The organism is Pseudomonas migulae NBRC 103157 (assembly GCF_002091715.1).
Lineage (GTDB): Bacteria > Pseudomonadota > Gammaproteobacteria > Pseudomonadales > Pseudomonadaceae > Aquipseudomonas > Aquipseudomonas migulae_A.
In genome coordinates, this window is sequence record NZ_BDAG01000001.1 from 15,886 (window position 1) to 31,736 (window position 15,851).

General features: G+C 58.1%; 20 protein-coding genes. 11 read left to right on the forward strand and 9 right to left on the reverse strand.

The features are described from left to right. Positions 1 to 99 precede the first annotated feature (99 nt). A complete protein-coding gene (locus PMI01S_RS00090) occupies positions 100 to 993 on the forward strand; it encodes a LysR family transcriptional regulator (RefSeq protein WP_084317483.1) in 894 nt (297 codons plus the stop codon). On the opposite strand, the gene PMI01S_RS00095 is transcribed toward PMI01S_RS00090, so the two are convergent. Beyond that, positions 990 to 1,316: an ElaB/YgaM/YqjD family protein gene (locus tag PMI01S_RS00095; protein ID WP_084317484.1), complete on the reverse strand. Its 327-nt coding sequence runs from the start codon at positions 1,314 to 1,316 to the stop codon at positions 990 to 992. The genes PMI01S_RS00090 and PMI01S_RS00095 overlap by 4 nt on opposite strands. A 158-nt stretch (positions 1,317 to 1,474) precedes the next feature. On the opposite strand from PMI01S_RS00095, the gene PMI01S_RS00100 reads away from it, so the two are divergent. Next, a complete protein-coding gene (locus PMI01S_RS00100; protein WP_008027736.1) occupies positions 1,475 to 1,690 on the forward strand; it encodes a dodecin in 216 nt (71 codons plus the stop codon). Between the two features lie 122 nt (positions 1,691 to 1,812). Next, the gene (locus PMI01S_RS00105; protein WP_084317485.1) at positions 1,813 to 2,034 is read left to right on the forward strand and encodes a DUF1161 domain-containing protein; all 222 of its coding nucleotides are present in this window, start codon (positions 1,813 to 1,815) and stop codon (positions 2,032 to 2,034) included. Positions 2,035 to 2,098: 64 nt separating this feature from the next. Here PMI01S_RS00105 and PMI01S_RS00110 read toward each other — a convergent pair whose 3' ends face one another. Next, positions 2,099 to 3,100 (reverse strand): LLM class flavin-dependent oxidoreductase, encoded by a 1,002-nt coding sequence (locus tag PMI01S_RS00110; protein WP_084317486.1) that lies wholly within the window; start codon positions 3,098 to 3,100, stop codon positions 2,099 to 2,101. A 244-nt stretch (positions 3,101 to 3,344) separates the two neighbouring features. Here PMI01S_RS00110 and PMI01S_RS00115 point away from each other — a divergent pair, with 244 nt between their 5' ends. Both PMI01S_RS00115 and PMI01S_RS00120 read left to right on the forward strand, forming a co-directional pair. Then, positions 3,345 to 3,776 (forward strand): OsmC family protein, encoded by a 432-nt coding sequence (locus PMI01S_RS00115; protein ID WP_008152515.1) that lies wholly within the window; start codon positions 3,345 to 3,347, stop codon positions 3,774 to 3,776. Positions 3,777 to 3,965: 189 nt separating this feature from the next. Then, a complete protein-coding gene (locus PMI01S_RS00120) occupies positions 3,966 to 4,205 on the forward strand; it encodes a DUF1161 domain-containing protein (RefSeq protein ID WP_084317487.1) in 240 nt (79 codons plus the stop codon). A gap of 6 nt (positions 4,206 to 4,211) precedes the next feature. Here PMI01S_RS00120 and PMI01S_RS00125 read toward each other — a convergent pair whose 3' ends face one another. Both PMI01S_RS00125 and PMI01S_RS00130 read right to left on the reverse strand, forming a co-directional pair. Then, complete coding sequence (locus PMI01S_RS00125; protein ID WP_084317488.1) at positions 4,212 to 4,634, reverse strand: PA0061/PA0062 family lipoprotein; 423 nt, start codon at positions 4,632 to 4,634, stop codon at positions 4,212 to 4,214. Between the two features lie 41 nt (positions 4,635 to 4,675). Next, entirely contained in the window at positions 4,676 to 5,098 is a 423-nt protein-coding gene (locus tag PMI01S_RS00130) for a PA0061/PA0062 family lipoprotein (RefSeq protein WP_084317489.1), read from the reverse strand. A 60-nt stretch (positions 5,099 to 5,158) separates the two neighbouring features. On the opposite strand from PMI01S_RS00130, the gene PMI01S_RS00135 reads away from it, so the two are divergent. Continuing rightward, the gene (locus tag PMI01S_RS00135) at positions 5,159 to 6,250 is read left to right on the forward strand and encodes an aminopeptidase (protein WP_084317490.1); all 1,092 of its coding nucleotides are present in this window, start codon (positions 5,159 to 5,161) and stop codon (positions 6,248 to 6,250) included. A 93-nt stretch (positions 6,251 to 6,343) separates the two neighbouring features. Here the strand turns inward: PMI01S_RS00135 and PMI01S_RS00140 are convergent, their stop codons facing one another. Continuing rightward, positions 6,344 to 6,994 carry an HAD family hydrolase gene (locus PMI01S_RS00140; protein WP_084317491.1) on the reverse strand — a complete coding sequence of 217 codons (651 nt, stop codon included), beginning with the start codon at positions 6,992 to 6,994 and terminating at the stop codon, positions 6,344 to 6,346. A 26-nt stretch (positions 6,995 to 7,020) separates the two neighbouring features. Beyond that, positions 7,021 to 7,566 carry a gamma carbonic anhydrase family protein gene (locus PMI01S_RS00145; RefSeq protein ID WP_084317492.1) on the reverse strand — a complete coding sequence of 182 codons (546 nt, stop codon included), beginning with the start codon at positions 7,564 to 7,566 and terminating at the stop codon, positions 7,021 to 7,023. A 62-nt stretch (positions 7,567 to 7,628) separates the two neighbouring features. Between PMI01S_RS00145 and prlC the strand changes: the two genes are divergently transcribed. Together prlC and PMI01S_RS00155 are read left to right on the forward strand one after the other, a co-directional pair. Continuing rightward, positions 7,629 to 9,707, forward strand: coding sequence for an oligopeptidase A (prlC, locus tag PMI01S_RS00150; protein ID WP_167362946.1), 2,079 nt, complete (start codon positions 7,629 to 7,631; stop codon positions 9,705 to 9,707). Continuing rightward, positions 9,704 to 9,991, forward strand: coding sequence for a YheV family putative zinc ribbon protein (locus tag PMI01S_RS00155; protein WP_084317493.1), 288 nt, complete (start codon positions 9,704 to 9,706; stop codon positions 9,989 to 9,991). Before prlC ends, PMI01S_RS00155 begins: the two co-directional genes overlap by 4 nt. A gap of 43 nt (positions 9,992 to 10,034) precedes the next feature. On the opposite strand, the gene PMI01S_RS00160 is transcribed toward PMI01S_RS00155, so the two are convergent. Next, entirely contained in the window at positions 10,035 to 10,676 is a 642-nt protein-coding gene (locus PMI01S_RS00160) for a phosphatase domain-containing protein (RefSeq protein WP_084317494.1), read from the reverse strand. A 188-nt stretch (positions 10,677 to 10,864) separates the two neighbouring features. Continuing rightward, positions 10,865 to 11,167, reverse strand: a complete 303-nt coding sequence (locus PMI01S_RS00165) for a hypothetical protein (RefSeq protein ID WP_084317495.1) — start codon at positions 11,165 to 11,167, stop codon at positions 10,865 to 10,867. Positions 11,168 to 11,399: 232 nt separating this feature from the next. On the opposite strand from PMI01S_RS00165, the gene PMI01S_RS00170 reads away from it, so the two are divergent. The 3 genes from PMI01S_RS00170 to PMI01S_RS00180 all read left to right on the forward strand — a co-directional run bounded on the left by PMI01S_RS00170 (position 11,400) and on the right by PMI01S_RS00180 (position 15,051). Further along, entirely contained in the window at positions 11,400 to 12,458 is a 1,059-nt protein-coding gene (locus PMI01S_RS00170) for a PA0069 family radical SAM protein (protein ID WP_084317496.1), read from the forward strand. A 244-nt stretch (positions 12,459 to 12,702) separates the two neighbouring features. After that, entirely contained in the window at positions 12,703 to 13,434 is a 732-nt protein-coding gene (locus PMI01S_RS00175) for a carbonic anhydrase (protein ID WP_084317497.1), read from the forward strand. Positions 13,435 to 13,524: 90 nt separating this feature from the next. Continuing rightward, entirely contained in the window at positions 13,525 to 15,051 is a 1,527-nt protein-coding gene (locus PMI01S_RS00180) for a SulP family inorganic anion transporter (RefSeq protein WP_084317498.1), read from the forward strand. A 38-nt stretch (positions 15,052 to 15,089) separates the two neighbouring features. Here PMI01S_RS00180 and PMI01S_RS00185 read toward each other — a convergent pair whose 3' ends face one another. Then, a complete protein-coding gene (locus tag PMI01S_RS00185) occupies positions 15,090 to 15,740 on the reverse strand; it encodes a hypothetical protein (protein WP_084317499.1) in 651 nt (216 codons plus the stop codon). Positions 15,741 to 15,851 lie beyond the last annotated feature (111 nt).

Below are 15,851 nucleotides of genomic sequence, written 5' to 3' on the forward strand. Positions count from 1 at the left end.
TGAATGCGTAAGATGACAATGGGCTTAACTCTACCCCTGACACCCTGAGCTGAAAACCGATAAGATCGCCGCAACCTGTCAGGAAAACTCACAGATCCTATGAGCCATGACCTTCCCCCGTTGAATGCCCTACGCGCCTTCGAAGCCACTGCCCGCTTGAATAGCGTCAGTCAGGCCGCCGAACAGCTGCATGTCACCCACGGCGCAGTCAGTCGACAACTGAAAGTGCTCGAAGAGCATCTGGGCGTGAGTCTGTTCATCAAGGATGGACGCGGCCTTAAACTCACAGATGCCGGCGTGCGATTGCGCGACGCCAGCGGTGAAGCGTTCGAACGGTTGCGTACCGTCTGCGCCGAATTGACGCAAAGCACGGCCGACGCACCGTTCGTGCTCGGCTGCTCGGGGAGTCTTTTGGCTCGCTGGTTCATTCCGCGCCTGGGCCGGTTGAATGCTGATTTGCCGGACCTGCGCCTGCACCTGTCGGCCGGTGAAGGCGATCTCGATCCTCGTCGACCGGGGCTAGACGCGTTACTGGTGTTTGCCGAGCCACCATGGCCAGCGGACATGCAGGTCTACGAATTGGCCAGCGAACGCATCGGCCCGGTCATGAGCCCGCGCATCGCCGGTTACGACCGACTGGAAAAGGCACCGGCAAGCGCGCTGTTGAACGAGCCGTTGCTGCACACCACCTCACGTCCGCAGGCCTGGCCAAGCTGGGCGCAGCAAAGCGGCCTCGACGCCAATGCGTTGAAGTACGGGCAGGGTTTCGAGCATTTGTATTATTTGCTGGAGGCGGCGGTCGCCGGGCTGGGTGTGGCGATTGCCCCTGAACCGCTGGTGGCCGAAGACTTGAAGGCCGGTCGCCTGGTTGCGCCGTGGGGCTTCAGTGAAACCCCGGCGCAACTGGCGTTGTGGCTACCCAAGCGCGCCGCGGATGGGCGCGCCCGGCAACTGGCGCAGTGGCTCAAAAACGAGCTGCGCCAAGCAGATTAGTCGCCGCGTTTGAACAGCAGGTACGCCGCAAGCAAACCCAGCGCACCCACAGCGACACCGGCTGTAGTCCAAGGGTGTTCCTGAGCGTAGTCCCGGGTGGCGATACCGGTTTCACGGGTTTTGACTTTGACTTCTTCATACGCATCGCTGAGCAGATGACGCGAATGTTTCAGGGCGCTCTCAGCGTTGGCTTTCAAAGCCTTGAGGGTTTTACGCGACTCGTCCGAGGCGTCGTCCTTCAGGTTTTCCAAAGACTTCAGCAGACTCTCGATCTCGGCTTCCATGCTTTGCAATGAGGCTTTACGTAAAGAGGTGTTGGCCATGGTGGCTCTCCTGCATTGATGATGAGTGGCGTGTGTTGGTTGGGACTTCAGGGGTTCGAGAAAGTGCAGTAAATCTGAACTTCTGTGTCGGACAGACCGACAGAAGTAATACGAAAAATCACTGCTAGGCTGTATTTCACACCCTGAGGAGAACGCCCATGACTGACCATCACACTTACAAGAAAGTCGAGCTTGTCGGCTCATCCACCAGCAGCATTGAAGACGCCATCAACAACGCGCTGGCCGAAGCCAGTAAAAGTCTGAAGTACATGGAATGGTTCGAAGTGACGGAAACCCGCGGGCACATCAAGGACGGCAAGGCTGCACACTTCCAGGTAACGCTCAAAGTCGGGTTCCGGATTGCCAGCAGCTGAGTTTGAGCGAGTCTTCTGAACTTGCGCGCCGGCCGAATGCCATAGGGAATGGCAAAGCGCTACATGAGTGCATCCGGCTGATGGCTGGATGCTCCCTTTTATCCGACCAGGGAGTGCGACCAATGAAGAAGTTTATGTTGGCGGTAGGTTTGTTGAGCCTTGCGGGTGCTGCCTTTGCTAAAGGCAAGCCGTGCGAAGAACTGAAAGCCGAAATCGCCGCGAAACTGGATGCCAAGGGCGTTTCCAATTACTCACTGGAGATCGTCGACAAAGACGCTGCTGACGGAAAAGTCGTCGGCACCTGTGAAAAAGGCACCAAGAAAATCGTCTACAAGCAGGGCTGACCTCCCTCGAATATGAAAAAGCCGACGCAATGGCGTCGGCTTTTTTGTGCGCGCTGTTTCAGCGTCAGCCCTTCATGACCTGCGCCAGCAGCTCGTAGGAGTGCACGCGATCGGCATGTTCGTACAGGTCGCAGGTAAAAATCAGCTCGTCTGCCTGGGTCTGCTCAATCAGAACGTCCAGCTTGGCGCGGATCTTCTGTGGGCTCCCCACCATCGCCAGCCCCAGGAAATCATGGACCGCGTCTTTCTCATGGGGCAGCCACAGGCCATCCATGGTTTTCACCGGCGGACGCTGCACCAGGCTTTGGCCACGCATCAACGCGAGAATGCGCTGATAGACCGACGTTGCCAGATACTCGGCCTGCTCGTCGGTGTCAGCCGCTACCAGCGGAACGCCCAGCATCACGTAAGGCTTATCCAATACCGCTGAAGGCTTGAAGTGATTGCGATAGACGCGAATCGCCTCATGCATGAAACGTGGTGCAAAATGGGAAGCGAAGGCGTAGGGCAAACCGCGCTCACCAGCCAGTTGTGCACTGAACAGGCTCGAACCCAGCAACCAGACCGGAACGTTGGTGCCGGTACCCGGCATTGCGATGATCCGTTGGTCCGGCGTGCGCGGGCCGAGGTAGCGCATCAACTCCGCGACGTCTTCAGGAAAATCGTCGGCGCTGCCCGAGCGCTCACGCCGCAGGGCGCGGGCGGTCATCTGATCGGAACCGGGGGCGCGTCCCAGGCCGAGGTCAATCCGGCCCGGATAAAGGCTTTCGAGCGTACCGAACTGCTCGGCGATCACCAGCGGCGCGTGGTTGGGCAACATCACGCCACCCGAGCCAACCCGAATGGTGGACGTGCCGCCGGCCAGATAACCAAGCAACACCGAGGTCGCCGAACTGGCGATGCCGTCCATGTTGTGGTGTTCGGCGACCCAGAAACGGTTGTAGCCGAATTTTTCGACGTGCTGCGCCAGGTCCAGAGAGTTGCGCAGCGACTGGGCAGCGCTGCCGTTCTCGCGCACAGGCACCAGATCAAGGGTCGAGAATTTGATATCGGACAGTCGTTTCATAAACCTGCTTCTCCAATTTGAGGACGCAGGTTTTTTCTTGAAAACGAAAACCTGCCGAATCCATAGGCGTGTTTCATGCAATGAGGGCATATACCCGAGTTTCAATAGCCAAGGCAAAAAAACCTACGAAAACGGTAGGATTAATGAGATCAGGTGAACTTTGCACCACCGTCTATCCTCAGAACCCTAGCAACCGAAAACCACGAAGGCGCGACGCTTCGCGCCGGATTCTGAGGAGGCAGACATGGCTATTACCAAGAAAGCATCGGCGCATTGGGAAGGTGATCTGAAAACCGGCATCGGCTCGATTTCCACGGAAACCGGTGTTCTCAGAGAAGCGCCCTACGGCTTCAAGGCCCGTTTCGAAGGCGGTAAAGGCACCAATCCGGAAGAGCTGATCGGCGCGGCCCACGCGGGCTGTTTCTCCATGGCTTTTTCGATGATTCTCGGCGATGCCGGTCTCAAGGCTGACAGCATCGATACCAATGCCGAGGTCACACTGGACCAGGTGGACGGCGGGTTCGCGATCACGGCGGTGAAATTGATCCTCAAGGCAAAAATTCCTGGCGCGACTCAGGCGCAGTTCGAGGAGCTGAGCAATAAAGCCAAAGAAGGCTGCCCAGTGTCCAAAGTGCTGAATGCGAAGATCAGTCTGGATGCCACATTGGTCAGCTAAATTTTGTGTTGAAACGGAAAGATCGCAGCCTGCGGCAGCGCCTACAGGGTTCGAGTCAATCTGTAGGAGCGGCCTCAGGCCGCGATCTTTTTTGCATGGAAACAAAACCCGGCTGGCGTGACTGTGGTCGAATAAATGACAGCAGCGAAAACGCATCAACCTGCGTGCTGCATCAAAGGAGCTTCAACCATGAAACGTTTTGCCCTGGTGATCATCTGCAGTGTGCTGGCCACTTCGGCGTTTGCAGCGCCCAAGGATTGCGAAGAACTCAAGAATGAGATCGAAGTGAAGATTCAGGCGAATGCCGTGCCCTCCTACACGCTGGAAATCGTGTCGAAGGAAGAAGCCGACAAGCATGACACCGCGATGGTCGTAGGCACTTGCGACAACGGCACCAAAGCCATCATTTACCAGAAGAACGACAGCTGATACGCCTCACATGAGGCAATAGGACTCTCGGTCTTCAGCGACGATTTCCCGCTTGGCGTTGTACAACCGGGCGCCGGGAGTGAACGCTATCGAACGGCCTTCCAGCACATAACGCTGGCCTGCTTCGAAATGATCGTAGTTGATGGTCAGGTAGCACAAACGCTCCGAGGGACCGTTCATCACACCCAAGCCTCCGCCACCGGGCACTTCAAAGTCGAAACGAACGATCAGCTCATGACTGCCGGGCGTCACCTGGAAGAAACGCCCATCGCGCAATCGCTGATTGTCCAGTCGCTCGGCCATCAGCAACTTATCGTTGGGGAAGGGCGTAGAAAATTCGATCCACGCCATTTGTGGATTGACCGCCGGCAACGGACTCTGGCAACCGGCGACGGCGCCTGCCGCGAGCAATAGCAACAACCTGCGCATGATGAATGTCCCAAGGATTGGTCATTTCAGCATAACGCCGATCAAGTGCGTTGGCAGCCCGCCGGTGTGCCTTGGCCTATGACTTTTCGCTGTTGATCATAGAGCTTGGCCCACGGCCGAAATCCGATATTCCCTGCTTGCAGCTGATATTTCTCACCCGCGTTGAAGCCGTTGAATTTCACATTCAGTTGGCAATCGCGCCATAGCGGCTCGGCGTCGGGCCCGATGTTGCCCGGCTCGACCGGGAATTGATAACGCACCGTCAACTCATGGCTGCCGGGCTGAACCTCGAAATAGCGCTTGTCGGTAGAGGCCTTGTTATCGACTTCCAGCGCTTGCAGCGCAGTGTCTTGTTGCTGTGTATGAAGATCGATCCACGCTTGAGCGGGATCAGGGTGAGGTAATCCGAATCCTGCACAGCCTGTCAGCATCAACAGGCCTCCCGTCAGCATCATCTTGCGCATAGCGGAGCTCCAGTCAGGCGGGATAGTCTTGCGGGCAGACTCTCCAGGGATGATTTTATTTTGATCAGGCCGCTTCCAAGCCTTGGGTTACTTGATCGCGTTTTGCGCGTTTTGTTTCCGGGTGTGTTGTTTTTGTTGCTCCATGGTTGCGCCAGCGTCAGCTATTACGGCCAATTGACCAGTGGTCAGCTGCAATTGCTGCGGGCGCGGGAGCCGGTTTCCGAGGTGATTGCCGACCCTGCTCGCGATCAGAAACTGCGTGCACATCTGGCCCAATCGCAGAAGGCACGAGCGTTCGCCAGCCAGCAGCTGCATCTGCCGGATAACCAAAGCTACCGTTTGTACGCTGACATTGGCCGACCGTTCGTAGTCTGGAACGTGTTTGCCACGCCGGAATTCTCCCTCACACCACAAAACCATTGTTTCCCCGTCGCCGGTTGCGTGGCCTATCGCGGCTATTACAGCCAGAGCGCGGCCCGTGGCGAGGCAGCATTGCTGCGACTGCAAGGTATGGACGTGTCGATCGGCGGTGTCGAGGCTTATTCGACGCTCGGCTGGTTCAACGATCCGATCATCAGTTCGATGATGAGTTGGGGGGATGAACGGTTGGCGACCTTGATCTTCCATGAGTTGGCGCACCAGCGCTTTTATGTGAAGGACGACACTGAATTCAACGAGTCTTTCGCCACGTTCGTGGAACAGGAAGGCACTCGGCAGTGGCGAGCGTATCGCGGGTTGGCGCCGGACAATGGCGCCGAAGCGCAGCGGCGGGATCAGTTTGTTCAACTGGTTCTGGACACGCGCACGCGATTGGAAAAGCTATACGCTCAGCCGCTCGCCACCGATCAGATGCGTCAACGCAAAGCCGCTGAGTTTGAGCGGTTGCGCGTTGAATACCGGCAGTTGCGCGACAACCAATGGGCCGGAGACAAACGCTATGACACTTGGATCAACGCCCCGATGAACAACGCCCGGTTGTTGCCGTTTGGTTTGTACGACCAGTGGGTGCCGGCGTTTGCGGCGTTGTTCCGACAGGAGGGCGGGGATTGGGTGAAGTTTTATACGGCGGTGGAAAGGCTGGGCGCGTTGCCTGTAAAGGAGCGGAAGGCGGCATTGAAAGCCTTGGCGGAATCGGACATTTCCGGTGACTGAATTTACCTCTTCGCGGGCAAGCCCGCTCCCACATTGGATCTGCGGTATACAGAAATCCCTGTGGGAGCGGGCCTGCCCGCGAAAGCTATTTAACTAACGCCGCAAAAACGCCTGATGCATCTCCTCCAGCGTTTCAAAGTGATACGTCGGCGCTTCTGCGCTCAACTCTTCACGGCTGCCAAAACCATAACCCACCGCGGCGGCATCCAGGCCGTTGCTGCGCGCACCGATGAGGTCATGTTTACGGTCGCCGATCATCAGGGTGTTGGCCGGGTCCAGGTTTTCTTCGGCCATCAGGTGGGCAATCAGCTCGACCTTGTTGGTCCGTGTGCCATCCAGTTCGCTGCCGTAAATGACTTTAAAGTGTTTGGCGAAATCGAAGTGCCGGGCGATTTCCCGGGCGAAGATCCAGGGCTTGGAAGTCGCGATGTACAGATGACGGCCTTGCACGCCGAGGGTTTCCAGCAGCGGCGTAACGCCATCGAACACGCGATTCTCATACAGGCCGGTGACCTTGAAGCGCTCGCGATAGAAATTCACCGCCTCCCAGGCTTTGGGTTCGTCGAAGTCGTAGAACTGCATGAACGCCTGTAACAACGGCGGGCCGATGAAGTGTTCCAGTTTGGTCAGGTCGGGTTCATCGATCCCCAGTTTGCCCAGGGCGAACTGGATCGAGCGGGTGATGCCCTCGCGCGGGTCGGTCAGGGTGCCATCGAGGTCGAACAATACGGTTTGGTAATGCATGTTGAATCCTGAATAAGGGCGCAGGGTCAGAGCTGGTCGTAGCCTTCGGCCAGATGCAGATCCTTGAGCTTCACGTAATTCGCCGCGCTGTAGGTGAAAAAGGCTTGTTCCTTGTCAGTCAGCGGACGGATCTGTTTCACCGGGCTGCCGACATACAGAAAGCCGCTTGCCAGGCGTTTGCCCGGCGGCACCAGGCTGCCGGCGCCGATGATCACGTCGTCCTCGACCACAGCGCCGTCCATGACGATGCTGCCCATGCCGATCAGCACCCGGCTGCCCACGCTGCACCCGTGAAGCATGACTTTGTGCGCGATGGTCACGTCATCGCCGATCAAACACGCAAAGCCATCAGGATTGAACGGTCCGGCGTGGGTGATGTGCAACACACAGCCGTCCTGCACGCTGGTGCGCGCGCCAATCCGGATGCGGTGCATGTCGCCACGGATCACCGTCAGCGGCCAAACGGAGCTGTCATCGCCGATTTCGACGTCGCCGATCACCACCGCCGAACTGTCGACAAAAGCGCCTTTGCCCAGCAGTGGCGTATGGTTCTGATACTTGCGAAGGGTCACGATAGGGTTTCTCTCTGTTGCCGATAGCTGCGGTGAGCGTCGATTGTAATTAAGATGGCCGCATGTTTCTTCCAGCCAAGGTGCCAACCGTGAGCGTGAACAACCCTCTTCTGCAGTCCTACGACCTGCCGCCATTCTCGGCGATCCGTGCCGAACACGTGCAACCGGCCATTGAACAGATCCTGGCTGACAACCGCGCCGCGATTAACGAGATCCTCAAAACCCAGGGCAAACAACCGACCTGGGCCGGCCTGGTGCTGGCGATGGACGAACTCAACGATCGTCTGGGCGCGGCCTGGAGCCCGGTCAGCCACCTGAATGCCGTGTGCAACAGCGCCGAATTGCGCGAAGCCTACGAGTCCTGCCTGCCCGCCCTGAGTGCCTACTCTACCGAGCTGGGCCAGAACCGCGAATTGTTCGAGGCCTTCGAAGCCCTGGCCAGCAGTCCGCAAGCCGCCGGTTTCGACGTGGCGCAGAAAACTATCCTGGAACACTCCCTGCGTGACTTCCGTCTGTCGGGTATCGACCTGCCTGAAGCCGAGCAAAAACGTTACGCCGAAGTGCAAAGCAAATTGTCCGAGCTGGGCAGCCGCTTTTCCAACCAGTTGCTCGATGCGACCCAAGCCTGGACCAAACACGTTACCGACGAAGCCGCCCTCGCCGGCCTGACCGATTCCGCCAAGGCGCAAATGGCCGCCGCAGCCCAGGCCAAGGGTCTGGAGGGCTTCCTGATCACTCTGGAATTCCCGAGTTACTACGCGGTGATGACCTACGCCCAGGACCGAGCCCTGCGCGAAGAAGTCTACGCCGCCTACTGCACCCGTGCGTCGGACCAGGGCCCGAATGCCGGTCAGAACGATAATGGTCCGGTGATGGAAGAAATCCTCGACCTGCGTCAGGAGCTGGCAAAACTGCTGGGTTTCGGCAGCTTCTCGGAGCTGAGTCTGGCCACCAAAATGGCTGAATCCAGTGATCAGGTGCTGAGTTTCCTGCGCGATCTGGCCAAGCGCAGCAAGCCCTTCGCCACCCAGGATCTGGAACAGCTCAAGGCCTACGCCGCCGAACAAGGCTGCCCGGACCTGCAAAGCTGGGACAGCGGTTTCTACGGTGAAAAACTCCGCGAACAACGGTACAGCGTTGCCCAGGAAGCCCTGCGCGCCTATTTCCCGATTGATAAAGTGTTGAGCGGTCTGTTCGCCATCGTTCAACGTCTGTACGGCATCGAAATTGCCGAGCAGACAGGCTTCGATACCTGGCACCCTGACGTTCGCCTGTTCGAAATCAAGGAAAACGGCCAGCATGTCGGCCGCTTCTTCTTCGACCTTTACGCCCGCGCCAACAAGCGCGGCGGTGCCTGGATGGACGGCGCCCGCGACCGTCGCCGCACCGCTGAAGGCACACTGCAAAACCCGGTGGCCAATCTGGTGTGCAACTTCACACCGGCCGACAGCGGCAAGCCTGCGCTGCTGACCCACGACGAAGTGACTACCCTGTTCCACGAATTCGGTCACGGCCTGCATCACCTGCTGACTCGCGTCGAATACGCTGGCGTATCCGGCATCAACGGCGTGGCATGGGATGCGGTCGAGCTGCCAAGTCAGTTCATGGAAAACTGGTGCTGGGAGCCAGAAGGTCTGGCGCTGATTTCCGGTCATTACGAAACCGGTGAGCCACTGCCCCAGGATCTGCTGGAAAAAATGCTCGCAGCGAAGAACTTCCAGTCCGGCCTGATGATGGTGCGTCAGCTGGAGTTTTCATTGTTCGACTTCGAACTGCATGCCACCCACGGCGATGGCCGCAGCGTGCTGCAAGTGCTCGAAGGCATACGCGATGAGGTCTCGGTCATGCGCCCTCCGGCTTACAACCGCTTCCCGAACAGCTTCGCGCACATTTTCGCCGGTGGTTACGCCGCGGGTTACTACAGCTACAAATGGGCAGAGGTTCTGTCCGCCGACGCTTTCTCGAAGTTCGAAGAGGACGGCGTGCTCAACGCCCAAACCGGTCGAGCCTTCCGCGAAGCGATCCTGGCGCGAGGTGGTTCGCAGGAGCCGATGGTGCTGTTCGTCGACTTCCGTGGCCGTGCCCCGTCGATTGACGCACTCTTGCGCCACAGCGGCCTGAGTGAGGACGCAGCAGCATGAGCGAGGGGCCTGTGAAGACGAAAAAACGCTTCATCGCCGGGGCTGTCTGCCCGGCCTGTAGTGAGCCGGACAAGTTGATGATGTGGAGCGAAGACGATGTCCCGCATCGCGAATGCGTGGGCTGCGGCTATTCCGATACGCTCAATGAACAAGGCCTGTCCGTCCCCAAGGAGTTGGGGACGCGGGTCAATGTTTCAGCGCTGAAGGTACCGGACGCCAAGGTTCAGGCCGTACAGTTTTTCCCGAACCCGAAGTTGAAGAAAAAGCCTGACGAACAGCACTGAGTTCAGTGATCACCTCCCATGGCGCAATGCCGTGGGGGGCTGTTTATTCGACGTGGGCGGACTTGAACCAGCTTTTCATCGAGCACGCGGCGAACGGGCTTGTGCTGCAGTCGCCGTTGGCCAGCGCAGTGCGCAGCTTCTCGGCATCGGCCTGCATCATGTAACGAACACCGTCCCTGAAGTGCGTGCTGTCACCAAAGCCGCCCTGAGTCATCTCGTTCAGGGCGTCCTCCTTGCTCCACCCCTGCACGACCACCCGGTACATGGCGGCCATCAGGCCAGTCCGGTCCGAGCCGTGTTTGCAGTGCATCAGCACCGGGCCTTTGGCTTCGGCACTCTGAATGGCACGAAGGGCTGTGAGGACTTGCGCATCATCCACGTGATTGGTGCGGTAGGGCAGTTGAACCTGTTCGATACCGGGCGAGACCAGCCAGCTTGAATCGGGCTCGGGCAGGAAGTTGATCACTGTGGCGACCTTGAGTTTTTCCAGCAAGGGAACCACGCCGCGGTCGGGTAATGCGCTGCGGTAGAGGGTCGGGGACATCTGGAAAAGGTTGTACTGAACCTCGACCGGTTGAGCCCACTCCGCAGGACGGGGCACGACTGTCTCGTCAGCATGGGCGAACGTCAGGTTGAACAGTGCAACCAGCGACAAACACATCGCAGGGATAAGACGTGAGGACATGCGGGGCAACCATATTGAGAGGCGGGGTGACGACGCCACAATGAGCCTTGAACGGTCAAAGACCCGTGAGCCATCTGTCAAAGAATCGTGAATCAACTCCTTTTGAAATCCTGCGATTCCTTATCCGAATCCCCGCTCACAACTAAACCTGCATGAACACCCACACAGGCTTAGTTAGAAAAACATACTTATGGATTGACGATACTGAAATAAGCTTTTGCCAGAGCCAACAGTTTCTCCTTGTCGTCGTTGTCGATATCGCCATCACCGTCCACATCACTTTTGACGAGTTTGATGTTGAAAGAACGACCACCGTCAACCGAGGTTGCCGTCATATAGACGGAGTCCACCAGAGCCTCGGTCTGCGCTTCGTTTGCGGCATCCCAACCCGATTCCTTGCGGGCAAGCTGCATTGAAACGAGCGTATTGGGTTCTGAAGGGCCTGGCTGCATAAGTTGTAAAAAGATACCGCGCTGATTAAAAAACGACATTGTATAAATTCCATTTAAAGAGTGAATACACGAAACTTCGTGCGAGACGAATACTACTGACCAAGTTAGCTTCAACGCTATTCGCCAACTGTTTCCCAGCATGTCATCCAGTTGCACTTGTCGATCAACTTCATTGCAAAGAATTTTCGTGCCGTGCCAAAGTGCCGAACGGCACTGGCCGGCTCGCGCAACCTCCGATACTGTATGCACATACAGCAACGAGTATTGATCGATGAGCACTCCCTTGCCACCTCGCGGGCGCGGCACCGCCACCAACCCGCACAACCGCTTCGCGCCAAATCGTTCGGTGGCAGAGGATGACGGCTGGTATCAGGAAGCGCCGATGACCCAGGGCACCGAGGTGCGCATCGAGACCGCGAAAACCATCATCACCCGCAACAACTCGCCGGACCTGCCCTTCGATCGCTCGATCAATCCCTATCGCGGCTGCGAGCACGGCTGCATTTATTGCTATGCACGGCCCAGCCACGCTTACTGGGACATGTCACCAGGGCTGGATTTCGAAACAAAACTGATTGCCAAGACCAACGCCGCCGATGTGCTGGAGGAGCAACTGTCCAAACGCGGCTATCAATGCGCACCGATCAACCTGGGTTCCAACACCGATCCGTACCAGCCCATCGAACGCGAACACAAGATCACCCGCAAAACATTGGAAGTGCTGCTGCGTTACCGTCACCCGGTGACGATCATCACCAAGGGCTCGCTGATCCTGCGCGATCTGGACCTGTTGGCCGAACTCGCCGAACAACGGCTGGTAGCGGTGATGATCAGCCTTACCACCCTGGACGATGAACTCAAGCGCATCCTCGAACCACGCGCCGCTGCCCCCAAGGCCCGCCTGAGGGCGATCCGGGTGATGCGTGAGGCCGGGGTTCCGGTGGGCGTGCTGTGTTCGCCGATGATTCCGATGATCAACGACAGCGAACTCGAAAGCCTGCTGACCGAGGCGCAGGCGGCCGGCGCACAAAGTGCGGCCTACATGATGTTGCGCCTGCCACTGGAAGTGGCACCGTTGTTCGAAGAATGGCTGGCGGCCCACTATCCTCAACGCGCCGCTCATGTATTGAGCCTGATCCGCCAGAGCCGCGGCGGTGAGCTCTACGACAGTCGGTTTGGTAGCCGGATGCGGGGCGAAGGTCCGTTTGCCGACTTGCTGGCACAACGATTTGCCAAGACCATCAAACGCCTGGGACTGAATCGACGGGAGGGTTTCAATCTGGATTGCGACGCCTTTTGTCCGCCGGGTCGCCAGATGTCGTTGATTTGAGGACAATTGGCCTATGGTTGAGTAGGCGCACTGGTGCGACCTATTTAGGCTGGTCACGTTTTTTGTGACCTGGAACACACGGTCTAGAGCAGTTGATTCAGTTTGAGTTAAGTTTCGGCAGCTACCTTGTTCATCGAGTGACTGACGGGTCGAGATTCATGACCTGGATGTTTTTTAACCAGCCACTGGCTTCACACCGGACAAAACGGGAAAATTCCCTGACTCCGCCAATGAGGATGAATTCATGAGTGACAAGGATAAACAGCCGTTGGCTGCGTCGGCTTCAGCCCCAACCGAGGCGGAAACCGCCGATGCAGCGTTGAAGCATATTGTTGATGGTTTTTTGCATTTTCATCATGAGATCTTTCCGCAGCAGGAAGAGCTCTTCAAAAAACTCGCCACCGCCCAACAGCCAAGGGCGATGTTCATTACCTGCGCCGATTCGCGCATCGTGCCCGAATTGATCACCCACAGTTCGCCCGGCGATCTGTTCGTGACACGCAACGTTGGCAACGTCGTACCGCCTTACGGTCAGATGAACGGTGGCGTTTCCACGGCCATCGAATACGCGGTGCTGGCGCTGGGCGTGCAACACATCATCATCTGCGGCCACTCCGATTGTGGCGCGATGCGTGCGGTGCTCAATCCCGATAGCCTGGAAAAGATGCCCACGGTCAAAGCCTGGCTGCGGCATGCGGAAGTCGCGAAAACCATGGTGCACGAGAACTGCAACTGCACCGACGAAAACGAGACAATGCACATCCTCACCGAAGAGAATGTCATTGCCCAATTGCAGCATTTGCGTACTCATCCCTCGGTAGCCTCGCGCATGGCGAACGGTCATCTGTTCATCCATGGCTGGGTCTACGACATCGAAACCAGCGCAATCAAGGCTTATGACGCCGATCAGGGTCGTTTCCTGCCCCTCGATGGCAGCCATCCGATACCGGTGGCAACGCCCAAAGCGCGCTTCTAAATCTTCCTAAAAATCTGTGTGGTTTGACCCCGGCCGCTGTTTCAGCGGCCCGGCCTTGCCATGCCTGAAGAAAACTTCGGGAGAGTCACCATGCGTGCTGCTCAACTCAAAGCTGTTCTGCCACGGGAGCTGCTCGCTTCAGTGGTTGTGTTTCTCGTCGCCCTGCCCTTGTGCATGGGCATCGCCATTGCTTCGGGATTACCGCCGGCCAAAGGCCTGATCACCGGGATCATCGGTGGTCTGGTCGTGGGTTGGCTCGCGGGTTCACCCCTGCAAGTCAGCGGTCCGGCGGCGGGTCTGGCCGTTCTGGTGTTCGAACTGGTGCGCCAGCACGGCATCGCCATGCTCGGGCCAATCCTGCTGCTGGCGGGTTTTCTGCAATTGGTCGCCGGACGTTTGAAGCTGGGCTGCTGGTTTCGGGTAACAGCGCCGGCGGTGGTTTACGGCATGCTCGCCGGGATTGGCGTGTTGATCGTGTTGTCACAAGTACATGTGATGCTCGACGCCGTGCCCAAACCGTCGGGGCTGGATAACCTGGCGGCCTTCCCCGCTGCCGTGGCGCAAGCCTTGCCTTCTTTTGGTTGGCAGGCCGGCCTGCTCGGACTCGCAACCATAGCGGTGATGTACCTGTGGGAAAAACTCCGCCCACATTCCCTGCGCTTCATTCCGGGAGCGCTACTGGGCGTAGGCCTGGCGACGGGCGCCAGCCTGATGCTCGCCTTGCAGGTCAAACGCGTGGAGGTCCCGGCCAATCTGGCGGAAGCCATCGACTGGCTGAAACCGGCGGACTTGCTCAATCTCGCCGACCCGACGTTGCTGATCGCCGCCTTCGCTGTCGCGTTTATCGCCAGCGCCGAAACCCTGCTCTCGGCCGCCGCGGTGGACCGGATGCACAGCGGTCAACGCTCGGACTTCGACCGGGAGCTCTCGGCGCAAGGCGTCGGCAACATGCTCTGCGGCCTGCTCGGTGCATTGCCCATGACCGGCGTGATCGTGCGCAGCTCGGCCAATGTGCAGGCTGGCGCCACCACACGACTGTCGACGATATTCCATGGCCTATGGCTGCTGGCGTTCGTGTTGCTGCTGTCCAGCGTGCTGCAGAGCATTCCGGTGGCAAGTTTGGCGGGTGTGCTGGTTTACACCGGTTTCAAACTGGTCGACCTCAAGGCCTTCCGCAGTCTGGGCCGTTATGGCCGGATGCCGATGTTCACCTACGCCGCGACAGCACTGGCGATTGTCTTCACCGACTTGTTGACCGGCGTACTGATCGGCTTCGGCCTGACCCTGGCCAAACTGGCGTGGAAAGCCTCGCGGTTGAAGATCAGCCTGATCGATCTGCCCAAGGACGGTGAAATGGAGTTGCGCTTGATCGGGGCTGCGACCTTTCTCAAGGTGCCGGCGTTGACTCAAGTGCTGGGGACCATTCCTGCCGGTGCAACGGTGCATGTGCCGCTCAATAACCTGAGCTACATCGATCACTCGTGCCTGGAGTTGCTTGAAGAATGGGGTCGGGCCAATGCGGCCAAGGGGTCGACGCTATTGATTGAAGCGCGAGGGTTGAAGCGCAGGCTGGAGGGGCGGTTGCGGACTACCACCGGTGTAGGCTCCACCGCATAACCTGTAGGAGCCGGCTTGCTGGCTCCTACAGGGGGGGGTTATGCGGCGGGTTGATCCAGCTCCAGCCCTACGCCCAACCGGCGTGACATGCACGGCCAGCGCTTCCATGCCGCGCCGGTATCGGGGCTGCTGAGTTTCTCGCGGTAGGCTTCCACCGACTCCAGCGCAAAGCTTTCATCGTTGAGCATCTCGTCCACGGCGTGATGCACCGCCTCATCCAGTTGGTTGGCAAATTCCTCACCGATCAGTTGGTGAGCAATCAGGTTGGCGACAGTCATGTCCAATGGGATCAGTGGCTGGCCAAAGTGCTTGATGTACAGGTCGTTGACCTCTTCGACAAACCGATGCGCCAGATAGGCTTCGTCCAGCAGGCTGTCGAGCCCGATGTGACCGGCCATAAGCGCCGGCGGCTGAAGGAAGTACTGCTCGGCAATTGTCAGCACCGGTTTGATCTGTGACTCGATACCCGCTTCCCTGGCGACTTCATTGGCTGCATCCAGCAGATCAGGAACTTCATCGATGTAGGCGGCGACAAAACGCGTCAACACGCCGTTGGCATCCGCTTCCGGCAATTGGATCGATGGGTGTAGATGAGGCAGTTTGCTTTCCAGCTGACGCGTCAACAGGCCGGTCTCGGCCTCGTGTTGTTGGGCTTTTTGGATCTGCTCGCGCAATGCGGCGGTGTTCATGAAAACTCCAGGAAACAAAGGCAATGAAATAGGGAATACATAACTTAGCTTGCATACGAAAAAGGCTAAGACGCATTTGTCATAATTGTTTCATCCTTGAGACGGCACAGT